Annotated in this window: 14 protein-coding genes and 1 pseudogene; 6 read left to right on the top strand and 9 right to left on the bottom strand. The window is 62.5% G+C overall.

What is annotated here, in order from left to right; genetic code table 11:
- The 3 genes and pseudogenes from WA317_RS15385 to WA317_RS15375 form a co-directional block, all read right to left on the bottom strand.
- Window positions 1-701 (bottom strand): alpha/beta fold hydrolase (locus tag WA317_RS15385; RefSeq protein WP_425173852.1); only part of this gene is annotated, 701 nt, incomplete at its 3' end.
- 130 nt (window positions 702-831) lie between these two features.
- On the bottom strand, window positions 832-1,341 hold the full coding sequence (locus WA317_RS15380; protein ID WP_425173851.1) for a hypothetical protein: 510 nt from the start codon (window positions 1,339-1,341) through the stop codon (window positions 832-834).
- Window positions 1,342-1,890: 549 nt separating this feature from the next.
- A pseudogene (locus WA317_RS15375) lies at window positions 1,891-2,069 on the bottom strand (peptidase); the annotation flags it as partial.
- Window positions 2,070-2,214: 145 nt separating this feature from the next.
- Here WA317_RS15375 and WA317_RS15370 point away from each other — a divergent pair.
- Window positions 2,215-4,359 (top strand): hypothetical protein, encoded by a 2,145-nt coding sequence (locus tag WA317_RS15370; protein WP_425173850.1) that lies wholly within the window; start codon window positions 2,215-2,217, stop codon window positions 4,357-4,359.
- Here WA317_RS15370 and WA317_RS15365 read toward each other — a convergent pair.
- Together WA317_RS15365 and WA317_RS15360 are read right to left on the bottom strand one after the other, a co-directional pair.
- A complete protein-coding gene (locus WA317_RS15365; protein WP_425173849.1) occupies window positions 4,356-4,859 on the bottom strand; it encodes a polyketide cyclase in 504 nt (167 codons plus the stop codon). The genes WA317_RS15370 and WA317_RS15365 overlap by 4 nt on opposite strands.
- A gap of 116 nt (window positions 4,860-4,975) precedes the next feature.
- Window positions 4,976-6,436, bottom strand: coding sequence for a sensor domain-containing protein (locus WA317_RS15360; protein WP_425173848.1), 1,461 nt, complete (start codon window positions 6,434-6,436; stop codon window positions 4,976-4,978).
- A gap of 293 nt (window positions 6,437-6,729) precedes the next feature.
- Between WA317_RS15360 and WA317_RS15355 the strand changes: the two genes are divergently transcribed.
- The 3 genes from WA317_RS15355 (at window position 6,730) to WA317_RS15345 (ending at window position 8,247) form a co-directional block, all read left to right on the top strand.
- Window positions 6,730-7,107: a hemophore-related protein gene (locus WA317_RS15355; protein ID WP_425173847.1), complete on the top strand. Its 378-nt coding sequence runs from the start codon at window positions 6,730-6,732 to the stop codon at window positions 7,105-7,107.
- Window positions 7,108-7,296: 189 nt separating this feature from the next.
- On the top strand, window positions 7,297-7,560 hold the full coding sequence (locus WA317_RS15350) for a hypothetical protein (protein ID WP_425173846.1): 264 nt from the start codon (window positions 7,297-7,299) through the stop codon (window positions 7,558-7,560).
- A 264-nt stretch (window positions 7,561-7,824) separates the two neighbouring features.
- Entirely contained in the window at window positions 7,825-8,247 is a 423-nt protein-coding gene (locus WA317_RS15345) for a hypothetical protein (protein WP_425173845.1), read from the top strand.
- Window positions 8,248-8,605: 358 nt separating this feature from the next.
- Here WA317_RS15345 and WA317_RS15340 read toward each other — a convergent pair whose 3' ends face one another.
- Window positions 8,606-9,094: a universal stress protein gene (locus tag WA317_RS15340; protein WP_425173844.1), complete on the bottom strand. Its 489-nt coding sequence runs from the start codon at window positions 9,092-9,094 to the stop codon at window positions 8,606-8,608.
- 808 nt (window positions 9,095-9,902) lie between these two features.
- On the opposite strand from WA317_RS15340, the gene WA317_RS15335 reads away from it, so the two are divergent.
- Entirely contained in the window at window positions 9,903-10,574 is a 672-nt protein-coding gene (locus WA317_RS15335; protein WP_425173843.1) for an arsenate reductase ArsC, read from the top strand.
- A 15-nt stretch (window positions 10,575-10,589) separates the two neighbouring features.
- On the opposite strand, the gene WA317_RS15330 is transcribed toward WA317_RS15335, so the two are convergent.
- Complete coding sequence (locus tag WA317_RS15330; protein WP_425173842.1) at window positions 10,590-10,820, bottom strand: hypothetical protein; 231 nt, start codon at window positions 10,818-10,820, stop codon at window positions 10,590-10,592.
- Between the two features lie 688 nt (window positions 10,821-11,508).
- Here WA317_RS15330 and WA317_RS15325 point away from each other — a divergent pair.
- The gene (locus tag WA317_RS15325; protein ID WP_425173841.1) at window positions 11,509-11,748 is read left to right on the top strand and encodes a hypothetical protein; all 240 of its coding nucleotides are present in this window, start codon (window positions 11,509-11,511) and stop codon (window positions 11,746-11,748) included.
- Window positions 11,749-12,240: 492 nt separating this feature from the next.
- Here WA317_RS15325 and WA317_RS15320 read toward each other — a convergent pair whose 3' ends face one another.
- Window positions 12,241-12,477 carry a hypothetical protein gene (locus WA317_RS15320; protein ID WP_425173840.1) on the bottom strand — a complete coding sequence of 79 codons (237 nt, stop codon included), beginning with the start codon at window positions 12,475-12,477 and terminating at the stop codon, window positions 12,241-12,243.
- A gap of 69 nt (window positions 12,478-12,546) precedes the next feature.
- Complete coding sequence (locus tag WA317_RS15315) at window positions 12,547-12,999, bottom strand: universal stress protein (RefSeq protein WP_425173839.1); 453 nt, start codon at window positions 12,997-12,999, stop codon at window positions 12,547-12,549.
- Window positions 13,000-13,493 lie beyond the last annotated feature (494 nt).

Genomic DNA, 13,493 nt, shown 5'->3' with positions numbered 1-13,493 from the left:
CCCTCCCAGCGGTGAAGTTCCTTCATCCGGAAGGCGATGTCGGCGTCACCCCAGACGAGCAGCGTCGGCACGTCGACCAGCGACTCCAGGCCGCTTTCCAAGTCGGTTAAGAACGAGCGGGCGGCGATGATGTCTTTCGGGAAGACTGCGCTTGACATGCGCCTTTCCGGTGTGGGCAGCGCTCGGCGGTAATGCCTCATCTCCGCCTGACTGAGCTTCCTCCGCCGATGCCCGGCAGGTATCAGGACGTTGACGAAGACGTTGAGTCGCCGGATCAACAGGCGGCCGATCGGTCCGCCCATGAAGCCAGAGAACGCCTCAAAGTGAAAGTCTCCGTTGACGGGCCACGCCCAGGTGTTTCCCACGACGAAGCCCGAGAACCGGTCCGGGCAACGTAGTGCCGCAGTCAAACCGATTGGGCCGCCCCAGTCCTGGACGACCAAAGTCGCGCTGCTCAGATCAAGATGCTCGATGAACTCGGAGACGACATTCGCATGGTCCGCGGGATGAAAGGCATACCCAGGTCCGGCGGTCGAGAGACCGAACCCCGGGTAGTCGAGGGCAATGCATCGGAAAAATTTCGACAATGCGGCGATCACCTCTCGGTACACAAAAGACCAAGTGGGGTTGCCGTGCAGCATCAGCAGAATTGGTCCGCGCCCCTCGTCGACGTAGTGAACGACGTTCCCGCTTAATGGCACGAATCGACTCCGGAAAGGAAACAGCTCATCATCGACCCATTCCGGTCGCCCATTCGGCTGCGGTGACTGCACTGGCATCAGGATTACCACCTCATCGCAGGGTCGTCGAATTGCATCGGACGCTTGTGCTTTAGGTGCCGGGCATTCCGCCGATCAGCGGTGAATAGTCGCAACTTCGCCGTAGGCCCCAGCCGTCGATGTCCGACCAGTCGACGTGGGCGGTTTGTCGCCGGTCGCAACTCAGCGTGTAGTAGGGCTGCATCGCACTGGCATTCGATATTTGCGGGCCGCTGACGGTGATGGTGCCGGACTGAAATTTCGGGTCGGCGAACAGCGTCTGCCAGATGTGGCGAGTCGGCCGGATCAGCTCGTTGTCTTCCCAATTGCTGGAGCCGCCCAGCGACTGTTCAATGGCGTAAGCGATGCTGCACCGCGTCTCACCGGCGCATTCCACATCGGGTTTCCCGTCGATTTTCACCATCGAGTTGAGAGTCATCACTTGCTCGATCGCTTCGGAGACCGATTCGTTGCTCACTGTGAAGGTGGCAGGCGCTGAGTACGTGAGGGGAACCGAACAGCTGACCAGCGGACCGGCCCCGAGGACCACGACGCTGGCGCACAGCCAGGTGACGTGGCGCACGCATGCAGGGTACGCCGGGTCTCCGGTGAGTCGGTTCAGCTTGCCCGTCTTACCTGGTCATAGCCGGAATTTAACCGTAAATCTGGTGGGAGGCCACCGGGATGACACCGTTAATCTGGGAATGTCCTGCGGTCGAAGGCTCCTGCGTGGCAACCTGACTCCGAGCTGAATAACCGGACGACGTTGTGTAGCAGCTAGTTTCTCTTCGCCAAGGAAAGCTAGGAGCCGCCACTTCTTCTGGCTGACCCGAACCTGGACATCGCTTGTGAAGGCGCACGCCGAAATTGGCGCGCGCGATTCCGCAAGAGGACAAGGGACCTATGCAATTCGAACAACACGAGACACATGATGCCACCCGCGGGCGGACCAAGCGGTTCCCACGCAGCTGCCGTGGCAAACATGTGTCCAAATTGACATGAGCTACCGGCGGTATCGGTTGTCGGCTCCTTCCCCCGCGCGACGGGGACCAAGCGCGGTGTCAGCGCGGACGGTGCACTTTGTTGACCATGCCGAGCAGCCGCGAGACGCCGCCCAGCAGGACCGCCGAAGCGCGACACGGTCGAGCGCCGAGCCGTGCGCATCACGGCCGAACTCGGGTTCGTCGACGGGGTCGCGCAAGGTGATCCCGCCGGCCAGCACGTGATCAAGGCCGTCGGTGGTGTTCATGGTGAACCGCGGCGAGTGCCCTCAGCCATCCAGCGCAGGTACACACCGGCAAAGCAGTCCGCCGCTGAACCTTGCGAAAACTTCACGAGTTGTCGAATTCCATTCCGGGTACAGACGCAGCAACAACGCCCCGCTTGTAGATACTGATATCGACTCAGCCGGAGACCCGCAGCACCGCGTGTGCGGCCTGAAGTACTGGAGTCCGACATGAAACGCCCAGACACCATCATCGAGATCCATCGCGAACGCGTTCAGGACCAGACGGTCGAGATGTTCAGCGGCGACACCTACACGCAATCCGTCGACGGGACCGGATACTCCGCGACGGCCACACTCGACCTGACGTTGGATCGGGTCTGGTTCGTCCTCGACTCGCAGCAGCGCTTATGGCAGGAAAAGAGTGACGACGAAGCACGTGACCCGTTGCGCCACTTCGCGATTGACCTCGTCGTCTTCAACTCGAAAATCGTCATTGATTCGGTCACCTGCATTCCGCTGGTGTCATTGCCGCCGGCAACTATCACCATTCCGGACGGTCCACGCGCCGGGGAGTCGCGCGAGATTCCGTATAACGAGATTCCGTTGTTCGGTCGGTTGACGATTCACGATCAACTCGAGCCGCACGAAGTCGAGCCGGGAAAGCAGACAATTGCGCTGAACTTCGCCACGCAGGATGCTCCGGTGCTCGTGGCCACTGCACCGGCCGACAAATACGCCGCGCAGCTATTCGGGTCCCACGTCGAGCGCCGTCCCGACGGCGATACCGCTTTCACCGGACAAGATCCGCGGATCAGCTGGGAACTGGACTACGCCGAGGCGTATTGGATCACCCACAGCATCGCCGGGGAATTGATGGTCAATTTGGAGAAACTGCAGCATCCGAGCCTCTCCGACGACGAGGCCAGAACCAGGGTGCTCGACTCGCTGGCCGCCCAGATCAGCGACTCGGTCCGCCCAGAGGTCGCCAAGATGGGGGAGGACGGCATCGTCACACTGCTGCCCGAACCGCTGGACGTCGACCCCGACGCACAGGACGACAGCACAGTCAAAGCCCTCGACGCCATCGTGCACCGCTTCGACGTCGGTGAAGTCACCGAAGAGTCTTTGGTCGTGCAACTGCACACACTGCGTGCGCTGCCGCCGGGCGAGGACCTGCCCGCCTCCATCCTCGCCGAGAACCCGCACGAGAAGACGGGATTGGCCGTCACCGGGTGGAGCATCCTCCGCCAAGTCCGTGACACCGTCATGAAGAGCTTCGACCTCGAAGAAAGCGACTTCGCCGCCGACGCACCCTGTGTCCTGGAGGGTCCGAAGACGATCGACATCGGCGGCCAGGACCGCAGCCTCGACGCGCTCGACGCCGACATAGTGCCGCGAACCCAAGACGGCCGATTGGTCATCGACGGCACTGTGAGTGCCGACAGCAAGCTTTATGACTTCAAGGCCACGTTCAAGGTGACCTACGAGATGGGCCTGGACGCCATTCCGCGCGACCCCACCGATAAGGAGCCCTGGCTGGCCGGCGTCGGAACGGTCGAGAAGCTCGAGCAGGCACTGAGCACGGCGGGCGACAAGAAGCGCGCAGGCGAGCTCACCGGGCAAGACTACGAGGCAGAGGTCAAGCGGGTCAGCGAGCAGTTCGACGAGCTGCCGAGGACGGTAGGAGTGCGACCGACGCAGCACCCACCCGAGCCAGAGGTCAAGCCGGACTTCAGCCTGACGTTGGCCGGCAAGGCCGCCGCAGCTGCGGGCACCGCGGCGCTCGTGGGTTTGCTTGCACTCCCGGTCACCTCGGTCGCCGGCGCTGCGGGGCTCGGGGCCCTCGGTGCCGGCGGGCTGCTGACCTTGGGCATCGTGCAGTACCTGACCACTGTGCTGACCGTCGACTGGTTCGGCACCGGAGTCGGGTCGCGTCAGGTCAAGAAATCGCTGAACGACCGTCCCGAGGGCACGTCGCTGCCCCCGATCGGAATACCGGTCAGCGCAAACCTCAACCGCCAGCGCCTGGCGGTGTACTTCCGGCCGCTGCCGGGGAAGCTTTGGGTGAGTTGTGTGACTGCATTCGACGGGGACGAGGAGGAGGGCGAAGGCGGCCGCGGCGATCTTCGGCTGGTCGGCGGCCAATGGCCCGGCGATGGTCACTCCTGGCAGCTCTCCAACGACGACGCGTTGTTGTACGTCGAATCCGGCGAGTTGCAGCTGCTTGCGGGTCAGGACGGCGCCGATGCCGAGGAGCGGGCTATCGGTATTGCGACCACAGAGAAAGGTCAACGCTACTTGCGGGTGGAAGGCGGCGATCCCGACGAGCTGCACCGGCTGCCGCACTGCTCACCTGATGCGACGACAGATTAGCTTCCGCTCATTCGCTGTCTCCGCGGATAACCTCGGCGCACCGTGCGGTCGAGGATGCCCAGAGTCGCCCGCAAGGCGCCCTCCGACACCACCGGGAAGATGTTCAGGTCCCGCCACTTCTGGTCGATCTCCGACCAGTCGTAAAAAGACGTGACCACAGTGGCCGCGTCGTCGTCACGGGGCTGGAGCCGGTAGCCGTACACGTGACCGATCTGTGGACGGATTTGGCCGAGTACGGTCCAGGAGATCAGCCGATCCTGCTTAAAATTCGTGATGCTGACCGTGACGTCGTACCTGCCCATCTCGGGGAAGTCGTTGAGTGCTTCGCGGTCCATATGGACGACGAAGCTGTCGCCGGCAGCGCTGACCGGATCGCCGTCGGCGTCCTGGAGCATGCCGGACGCGTCGATGGCGACGTGGCCCTGTGGGTCACACAGGACGGCGAAGATGTCCGGGGCGGGCGCCGTGATGGTGCGTTCGATCTCGATGCGTTCGCTCATGGGCCCTCACGGTCGGCGTCGACGGAATTGGCACTCACCTTACGGTGGGGGACGGGTTCCGGATGGCGTGCAGTCCGGTCAGCGGGCCGTCCACCTGCATCCGCAAGAGGTCGAACCTAGTGCGGCAGTAGCTTGACGACTCGGTCATTGTTGCTGTCGGTGACGTAGATGGTCCCGGTGCTGTCGACAGCGGACGAGGTGGGGTCGCTGAGCCCGGCGAAGGTCAATTCGGTCGGGTGGTTGGAACCGCTCGGCAGTTTGTACACGCGATTGTTGTGATGATTGGTGACATAGACGTTGCCTGAGCTGGCGACGGTGACGTCGGCCGGGTCACTCAGCCCGGCGAAGGGGAGCGCGGTTGTGGTGCCGGAGCCGGCCACCCACTCGAGCACCCGGTTGTTTCCGCCGTCGGCGACATAGACGTTGCCTGCCGAATCCGCTTGTATCCCATCAGGTTCGTTGAGGCCGGTGACCGGCACTTCAGTCTGGTGGTTCGAGCCGGCCGCCAACTTGAAGACTTTGTCCATGGCGTAGTCGGAGACGTACACGTTGCCTTGGGTGTCCAGGCAGATACCGGCAGGGGACTTAAGACCGGTGAACGGTAGCGGGATCTGGTGGTCGGAGCCCGCGGCGAGCTCGAGTACCTGGCCGGTGGCGGTGTCGGTGATGTACACGTTGCCGCCGGTGTCTACGGCCAGGCCGTTCGGGTTGTCCAGACCGGTGAACGGCAGCTCGGTTTGGCTATGTGTCGTTGCCGCCAGTTTGAGCACTCGGTGGTTTCCACTGTCGGTGACGTAGAGGTTGCCTGCGGTGTCGACGGCCACATTGCTGGGCGAGAAGAGACCGCTGAAGGGCACGGTGGTCTGGGTCGCCGGAGTCGGTTGCGGCGTTGGCGCTGACTCGTATCGGGATACTTTCGCCGCCATCTTGTCGACGATTTGTGCGGCCTGGTCGGTGATGTTCTTGTCGCACGCGGTGACGTCGAGAACGACGTTGGAGACCGCGTTGAGCGCACGCTGGCAAATCCAGCCTTTGCCGCCGACTTGAGTGGCGATGGTGGTGATCTTCGGCGCGCTACCGCCGGGTGAGCCCAATTGCCAGCCGGCGGTGGCGTTGCCGTCTTCAGTGGTGGTGACGGTCTTCCCGGCGCAGCTTTTCCACTTCGCCAGCGAACCCGTGACGAAGTCGACGGCATCGGCGGTGGAGGCGAAACTGACCGCTGCCTGATCGACCAGATGGCCGGGCGTGTCCCCGGGTTCATGAATCTGGTCACGGCTGATCGAGGTGAATTGGCTCCCGCGGTAAACCGCCACTTCAGCGCCATAGATGGCGCCGAGACAATCTTGGATGGAGATCGATTGCACGGCCTTCGCGGTGATGTCGCTGACCGGATCCGACTGCATCGCCGTAGCGACCATGACGATGTTGACCTCGGGCGCCGAGAGCAGGATGGCGTCCAGGTGATCGGGCGCGACGACTTGTGCCGCGCTCGACTTCGACGAACACGCGGCAGCGAACAACAGCACCGCTGTCACCGCGAGGGCAAGCCAGCGGGTGGAACACGACGACACGGGCATGTAGACCTCCAGCTGACCGTCTAATGACGCGATCGCATATCAGGGATGTCTTAATCCTCAGGCACGGTTCGGGCGGGCGCATGTCGTAAGCGTGCAAGGGCGGTGTGACCTGTCCAGATGTGGCGCTGTCAGCCCTCGCAGGGCGATGCCGCCGTTGTCCCGCGCGGGCGTCGACTAGGTGCACACACCGGGGCGCTCGTCGAAACCAGCCCATGCTCTTGTCCCGGCGGCCATACCCAACTGGTGGCGATTTTCCACGCTAACGTGGTGTTGGTGGCGTCTAGCTTTAGGCGGTGCGCGGGTTGGAAAGGCTTTTAGAAATGGTTACCCTTTCGCTGATCAGATTGCCTGCCGCCGTTGGTGGTCTGGCATTGTCGTTGACCGCTGGGACCGTCGTCGCGTCCGCAGATCCCGATCTGGGGCCGGTCATCAACACCACATGCAATTACTCGCAGGTGGTGTCGGCACTCAATGCGCAATCGCCAGCAGCTGCCGCGCAACTGAACGCATCGCCGTCGGCAAAGGGCGCGTTGCGTGGATTCCTCGATTCGTCGCCGGATGAGCGCCAGCAGATAGCCCAGGAACTACAGAGCAGGCCGGAATCTCAGCAGTACATTCAGCAGTACGCTGGACTTCTCCTGCAGGTCGCCAACACCTGCAACAACTACTGAGCAGAAGCGCGGTATAGCAACACCTCTCAGCCATCGGGGTACAGTGCGCACTTGCTTACCGAAATGCGTTGTGAGGTTGGGTCGGCGTCAGCCTTGGGCGCAAAAAATTTGCAGGGTCGGGCTCTCGCGGCCTGGCGAACGCCAGAAGGTTTTATCCGAGGGGTAATTCTTCGAGCAAACGTAAAGACGTTGTTAAGCAACGACTACCAGTACTGTTTAGCTGCTGTGGCTTCGGGCTTCTTGCACTATCTCGCGCGCTTGCTCTTCAAGGCACTCAAACCCGGCCTGTCCATACTGATGTTGGACCGCCCGCACCGCTTCATCATCGCTGATGCTGTCAGGAACCTGAACTTCGTCGGGACAGTGCTCGTCGAAATACCTCTCCATGTCCCCAACAACGTCCTCAACGATGTCATCGTCCGTCACGCGCCTGACGGTATCGCGGTTCTGTGATGATCAGTGCGAACTCCCTTTCCGGCGTGGCGCCGCTGCACCTTCCTCACAGCGCTGAGAGCACGCCGCGCGGAGCTCCGAACCATCGACCACGACATACCGCTCGGCGTCGCTATCGACCAGCGAGCAGCGTGCTGATTAGCCGCCGATGCCGTGACCGCGAAAGTCCCCGGACGGGCGTCCGGGGCACAGGTGCCGGTCGAATGAGACGATGTGCGCCCCCAGGAACGAAAGGAAGACATCACATGGCTGGTTTTGAGTGCAATGGCAATAAACACCGCTCCAATCCTCGGCGGCGTGCTGTTGGCGACCGCTGCCGGGCAAGTGAGAGGCCCGGACTACCGCAGCGCAATCAACCAGGACCTCGATCTGCTGGAGCGCCTGCCTGCGGATCAGGCAAGCCGCCGGGCAGCGCTCTTGCGAACGGTTGAACGACGCATCGACGACTTGGTGTCCGCCGCCGAAAGAAGCCACCAATTGAGGTCGGCGGCGACTTCGTATCAGGGCAACTGGCGCGACATCGTCCTGCTGGCCAACGCGGTGTTGTTCACCTTCGTCTGGTGGCACGTGAGTCACCACCGAGACAATTGGCTTCCAATGTTCATCGTCTTGATTGCTGTCTGCGCCCTGTCGGCCCTATATGCGTTCCGCGGCTCGGTGAGAAGCGTGCGTCGGCTCATCCGCTAGACCGCAACCGTCGACGAATAACGGTGCGCCCCCGCGGTGAGCAAGAAATCGAAGCTGAGGACTATGAGGCGCAATTGACGAGCACTTTTAGTTGTGCATGTACTGGGATTTAGTTAGTGAAACCCGACTAGCTGATGAGCAGTTCGGCCTCAGTCGGCAGAAGCTTTGTGATTGGAACACGCACGGCGTCTCGGCGTCCTCAGTCGGCGCGGTGAGGCGCGGCAGGGGCGGCATTGTCGCCCAAGAGGATGAAGGCGCTGGCGACCTTGGAAAGGCTCACGGGTTGGTGCGCGGACCTTCGTTTAAACCCACTTCGACGGAGTGGCGAGCGATCAGGCCTGGGACTGCCCGGCGGGGCCTATCCGGCGGTTTGGACGATCAGCACGTCGGCCTTGGCCCTGCGGGAGAGGTTAGCTGGGACCGATCCCAGTAGCCGCCCGGCGACCGTGCCCAGTCCCACATTGCCGACGACGAGCAGGTCCGCATTGACCTCCTCGGCCAGATGCACCAGTACATCGACTGGCGCGCCGACAAGCGCCCGCTCTTCGATGTCCTGGGCGCCCGCGGTCTTCGCTCGATCGCGGGCCTTCCGAAGGATCTCATATACGGGGGCGCGCCCGTGCATCTTGTAGCCCGCGTCCCCGAGGGCGTCCTCGGCGCGGGAGTCAATCACGCGATCCGGCCGGGGTGGTTTTGACCAGCCTCCCTTCTCCACATTGGGGAGATGGGCGCTCGCGACGATCAGCTTCGCGTTATTTTCCGCGGCGACCGCACCTGCGCGATCGACCGCACGCATTGACGAGACTGAGCCGTCCGTCCCGACAACCACTACCCGATAGCTGCACATGTCGCCTCCCAGCAGTCAGTTGCGACGACACAAGACACTAACGCTTGCTGATTCAGGATGGATCGGTTTGGCGACATCGTGGCGCGCATCGGCTTTGGTAACAGTCCAGCACTCTTCGGCCGAGAGCGTGCGCGACACCCCGACCACCGATGTCACTTCGGTGGCATCACAGCATCGGGCGTACCTATCCCGTGGCTCTACCTATTCCCGGCATAACCCAACCTCCCGCGCGCGAGTGTGTTTTGCCCTTTCAGGCTTGGCGCGCCGGGCATAGCCGGACCGCTTTCGGGTTGTCCACGTCGCCCCGTTTCACCCCCACGTCGCTCGGGGTACAAACGCGGATGAACAAATCCGTAAGCTGCGCGGCAGCGACAATCATGATGACCGCCGGCTTAGGTTTGGCCGGTATGGGCACCGCAATCGATGCTCAGGCCCAGGCCGGATCCTTCCAGGACTTTCCGTGCCCGCCGAGCCAACCCAACGGCGATAACTGCGACCCTCCGGGACCTGGACCCGGCGGGCCCGGCCCCGGAGCTGTTAGCCCCGAACCAACCGACGCCCAGGGTCCTGGGGGTACCGGCGCCACCGGAACGGGTGGCGGAGGCGCGGCTGGGGGCGCCGGCGGTGGATGAAATGGCGGCGGGGGCGGGGACGACTAGCCCCGCTCGTTAGGTCTGGACTCGCAGATACGCCGCACTGACAGCGAAAACGATGTGATCGGGCGTCGCAGGGGAAAGACTACGGTAGTGCTGCGGTCCCGCCGGAACGTATCCTTGGCTGCAACCCCCAGACAACGGAACGCCGAACGATGAGATTCAAGGCTGCCGCCGATCCTCTCCTGCGTATCGAGCTGTCCATGGACCAGCGGCGGGCGATGAAATCAGCAGCATTGCGGTTGGACAGCGAGTTCACAGGCACTGTCAGTACGGAAACCATTGAACGGTTCCTGTACTCCTCCTACGATCAGTTAGCCGCCCGCGCGAACGTTCACGACTTCTTGACACTGCTGGCAGAGCGCTTCGCGCGGCAACGACTTCGCGCCCTGGCGAAGGCCGAAGGCAAATCAACCGAGGGCAAGCCGGCCGTTTTATTCCTTTGCAACCACAATGCGGGCCGATCCCAAATGGCCATGGGAATGTTCAGCCGTCTCGCCGGCGGCGCGGCCGTGGCGTGGTCTGGTGGTTCGGAGCCCAAAGGCGAGATCAACCCCGCCGTCATCGCCGTAATGGCCGAGCGCGGAATCGACCTCGCCGACGAATACCCCAAACCGTGGACCGACGAGATTCTCGAAGCGGCCGACGTGATCATCGCCATGGGCTGCGGCGATGCCCCGAAAACCTTGCCCGGGCGCCGGTACGAAGACTGGGTCCTCGACGACCCAGACGGCAAAGATGTAGCGGCCGTGCGGCCCATCTGCGACGAAATTGAAGGCCGTGTGCTCCGGCTAGTCGCCGAGCTAGGAATCCCCCGTCAGGCCTGACCGGCACAAACCCCGCTACCGCCAACTGTGGCCAATAAGGGTGCCTTGGGTGGAATGTGGCCTGCGGGCCGCCGCTAGACCCGACTGCGATGTCTCGCCCCGCCCGGCCCGGCCGCGGTGCACTAGGCGCTCATCGAGCAGTGCATCGACGTGACGAATCGACGGCTCGCCACCGTGCTCGCGAATTGAACGGCGCACAGCAGCGATGAGCCGTAGTCCGGAGTCGATCGTCTCGGGATCCCGCATGGTGTCGAAGCGTAAGCGTCGGGCCGTAGCGCGCAAGTCACTTAGGTGTCGTCGGCAGTTTCAGTTTGGGCGGCGGATAAACCGACCTAGCAATCGTCGCTGAAATCCACCCGATCAGCCACCCGCCGCCGACCAAGAGGAAGGTGTGTAGGCGGTTGGGGTTCGTAACTGCAATAAGAGTCAGAATCACAGCCCATACGACTGCGCAGCCGATGCTGTAACCGGTATAAGTGTTGCGCGACATGACAACAAGGCTAGGCCCCATCCTGGGCTCTTGGTGGAGATCCTCTCGCCACTCCAACGCTCGGTTTGACCCGCCGCTGGGCTCCGTTGGAGAGCTGGCACAAGGGTGAGGAAACGAACATTCTTCGGGCGGAACGTGGCACCGCGGCCCGAGCGCGATATGTCGACTGCGCTGCCGGGTGCGCTAGCTGCTTATCGCGATCAACTGGCCATCATGTAGTGGTCGCACCAACTCCTTCCGCGTCGACGGCTCGGCGCACTGCCGCGATGAGGCGCAGCTCGGAGTCGATGACATCAAGCGTGCGCATAGTCGACCAAGCGTGGCTGCCCTGCTCAGTACAGCGCAAAGTCAGCCAGGCTCGGTGCCCAATGCGAGGCGGTCGGCGCGGTTAGATCCAGGCGCACACGGCCAGTACTGGACCGGCTCGCGTGAAATACTCCCGCTATGAACACAGAGATGGTGGCACCGGAGTGCATTGAAAAGGGCGACTTCATATGGAGCAAACAGGACGTCTATGAAGGCCGCGTAAAGAACAATTACTCATACTTACAGCCGAAGACCCACGCCGATGTAAAACCCCCCGAGGAAATGAACACAACTGTGTGGGTCTTCACCCTCGAACATGGTCCAGAATTTAGCTTTTCGAGCGGTGAGCAGGTCAAACGGCGCCGCCGAGAGTGGTGAGCAGGTCAGCCGGCCAGTCAACTCAACTAGTCACCGTTCATGAGGCCGTCCGCGCCGGGGCGAAATCTAGAATCGCGACTTTGTTGCCTTGTGGTCGCGTGGACACAACCGGCCAGTTGGCTGTTCGCGGGGCGATCCGGGAAGCCAATCTAGATGGTATTGGCACGTATCTGGCACGCGCTGATCGACGAAGATCAGAAATACCTTTGACGTGCACAAACTCTGGTGCGCGGTACTGGGATTGAACTTGTGCCACGACTTGTATGCAGTCGTGGCGTCGGGCACCGGCCGCCTGGCGTATATCTTTCGTCGGCCTAATAAAACCTGCCGCGCGCGGCAGTGCGTTTCGCCCTTCCAGGCCTGGCGCGCGGGACATGGCTCAGACGGGAGGGTTTTAACAAGCGCCTCCGGTCCCGGTTTCCCCCTTAACCCGCTCAGCGAGGCGCTCCCCAGGACTCGCGAAGACGGCGGTCGCCCTGGCGTGCATCATGCTCAAGCGGGGCGTCCTTGAGCGCGGCGGATGTTGTCCTGTTCGTGGAAAGTCGCATCTGGGCACCAGATGATCGGCCACCCCAGCCAGGTTGGGTCGATCTCGTGATCACCAAAGAACACAACGTGTTCGGACTGTGCCGGCACCAGCTTCCAGCCCCCCTTATCGCCGCGGAACTCGCGCACCAGCAGTGCGCCTTCAGCGGAGCGGCGCACGGTGCCTCCCGGGGCCTCTTTCATATGCTCAGTTCTACTTCTCTCTTAAGCCGCCTAGCGGCGACTCGAAACCAGCACCAACTGTCAAACAGGTCAGCCGGTGGTGCGGACAATCAGCACGTCCGTTCTGGCCCGGCGCGAGACTTTGCCGGGGACCGAAAATAGCCGCCCGAGGATCGCGTAGCGCGCGTCCAGTCCGACATTGCCGACTACCAGCAGATCGGCGTTGGCTTTCACGGCGATGTCCACCAGCGCTTGTACCGGAGCAGCCTCCATCGGCCGCTCCTCGATATTCTTCACACCGGCCGACTTCGCCCGATTACTGGCGTCGCGCAGGATCGCGTAGATAGGCGCGTTGCCCCTCACCATGTAGCCCTCGCCTTTCAGGGCGTCGGCCGCGCGCAAATCGTCCCTTTGGGCGGAGTACCCGGTCGCAATGATCAACTTCGCGTTCGACTCGGCGGCGATCTCTGCTGCGCGGTCGACCGCATGCAACGACGTCTGCGAGCCGTCGGTGCCAACCACCACGGTCTGGTAGGCGCTCACTAGCCCAGGATTCCGGTATTGATCCCAGCTGAAGCGGCTGCGGCTACGAGAGTCGCACGCAAAATCATTTGCCCCACTTCCTGAAGCTCGTCCTCATTTTTATGACGTGGGCCCGATGGAACGGCAGCGTATGGGAATAGAGGGCTTGATCACCCGCGATCGGGAAAATGCAGTCGGATTGAGCGACGCACCGCTGCCAGCAGCCGCAGCTCGGAGTAGATGGTGTCGAGGTCGCGCATGCCGGCAGTTTCCGCGTCTAGTCGGCGCGGCGCAATTCACCCCAGTGGTCGCACGACTCCATCCGCACTCCGTCCGCGGCGACGGGCCGAGCCCTATGCCGCGCAGCTGAGATTGGGAATCGGAGCACTGACATCAGGTATGTGGTGCGTATGTGGTGCAAACCGAATTGGAGAAACTAAAACAGCAATCTAGACGGTATGGAGGCGATCTGAGGCCGAAGGCCTCGGGCTGCAATCGGACGTGGGTTGCCGGTG

This window comes from Mycobacterium sp., assembly GCF_049802695.1.
Taxonomy (GTDB): domain Bacteria; phylum Actinomycetota; class Actinomycetes; order Mycobacteriales; family Mycobacteriaceae; genus Mycobacterium.
The sequence above is the reverse complement of the archived record's forward strand: the minus strand, read 5'-3'. Positions and strand labels throughout refer to the sequence as shown.

Excerpts from the sequence above, each read along its gene's own strand:
- WA317_RS15370 (WP_425173850.1), top strand. The coding sequence starts at position 2,215 with ATGAAACGCCCAGACACCATCATCGAGATCCATCGCGAACGCGTTCAG.
- WA317_RS15365 (WP_425173849.1), bottom strand. The coding sequence starts at position 4,859 with ATGAGCGAACGCATCGAGATCGAACGCACCATCACGGCGCCCGCCCCG.
- WA317_RS15360 (WP_425173848.1), bottom strand. The coding sequence starts at position 6,436 with ATGCCCGTGTCGTCGTGTTCCACCCGCTGGCTTGCCCTCGCGGTGACA.
- WA317_RS15345 (WP_425173845.1), top strand. The coding sequence starts at position 7,825 with ATGGCAATAAACACCGCTCCAATCCTCGGCGGCGTGCTGTTGGCGACC.
- WA317_RS15340 (WP_425173844.1), bottom strand. The coding sequence starts at position 9,094 with ATGTGCAGCTATCGGGTAGTGGTTGTCGGGACGGACGGCTCAGTCTCG.
- WA317_RS15335 (WP_425173843.1), top strand. The coding sequence starts at position 9,903 with ATGAGATTCAAGGCTGCCGCCGATCCTCTCCTGCGTATCGAGCTGTCC.
- WA317_RS15330 (WP_425173842.1), bottom strand. The coding sequence starts at position 10,820 with ATGCGGGATCCCGAGACGATCGACTCCGGACTACGGCTCATCGCTGCT.
- WA317_RS15325 (WP_425173841.1), top strand. The coding sequence starts at position 11,509 with ATGAACACAGAGATGGTGGCACCGGAGTGCATTGAAAAGGGCGACTTC.
- WA317_RS15320 (WP_425173840.1), bottom strand. The coding sequence starts at position 12,477 with ATGAAAGAGGCCCCGGGAGGCACCGTGCGCCGCTCCGCTGAAGGCGCA.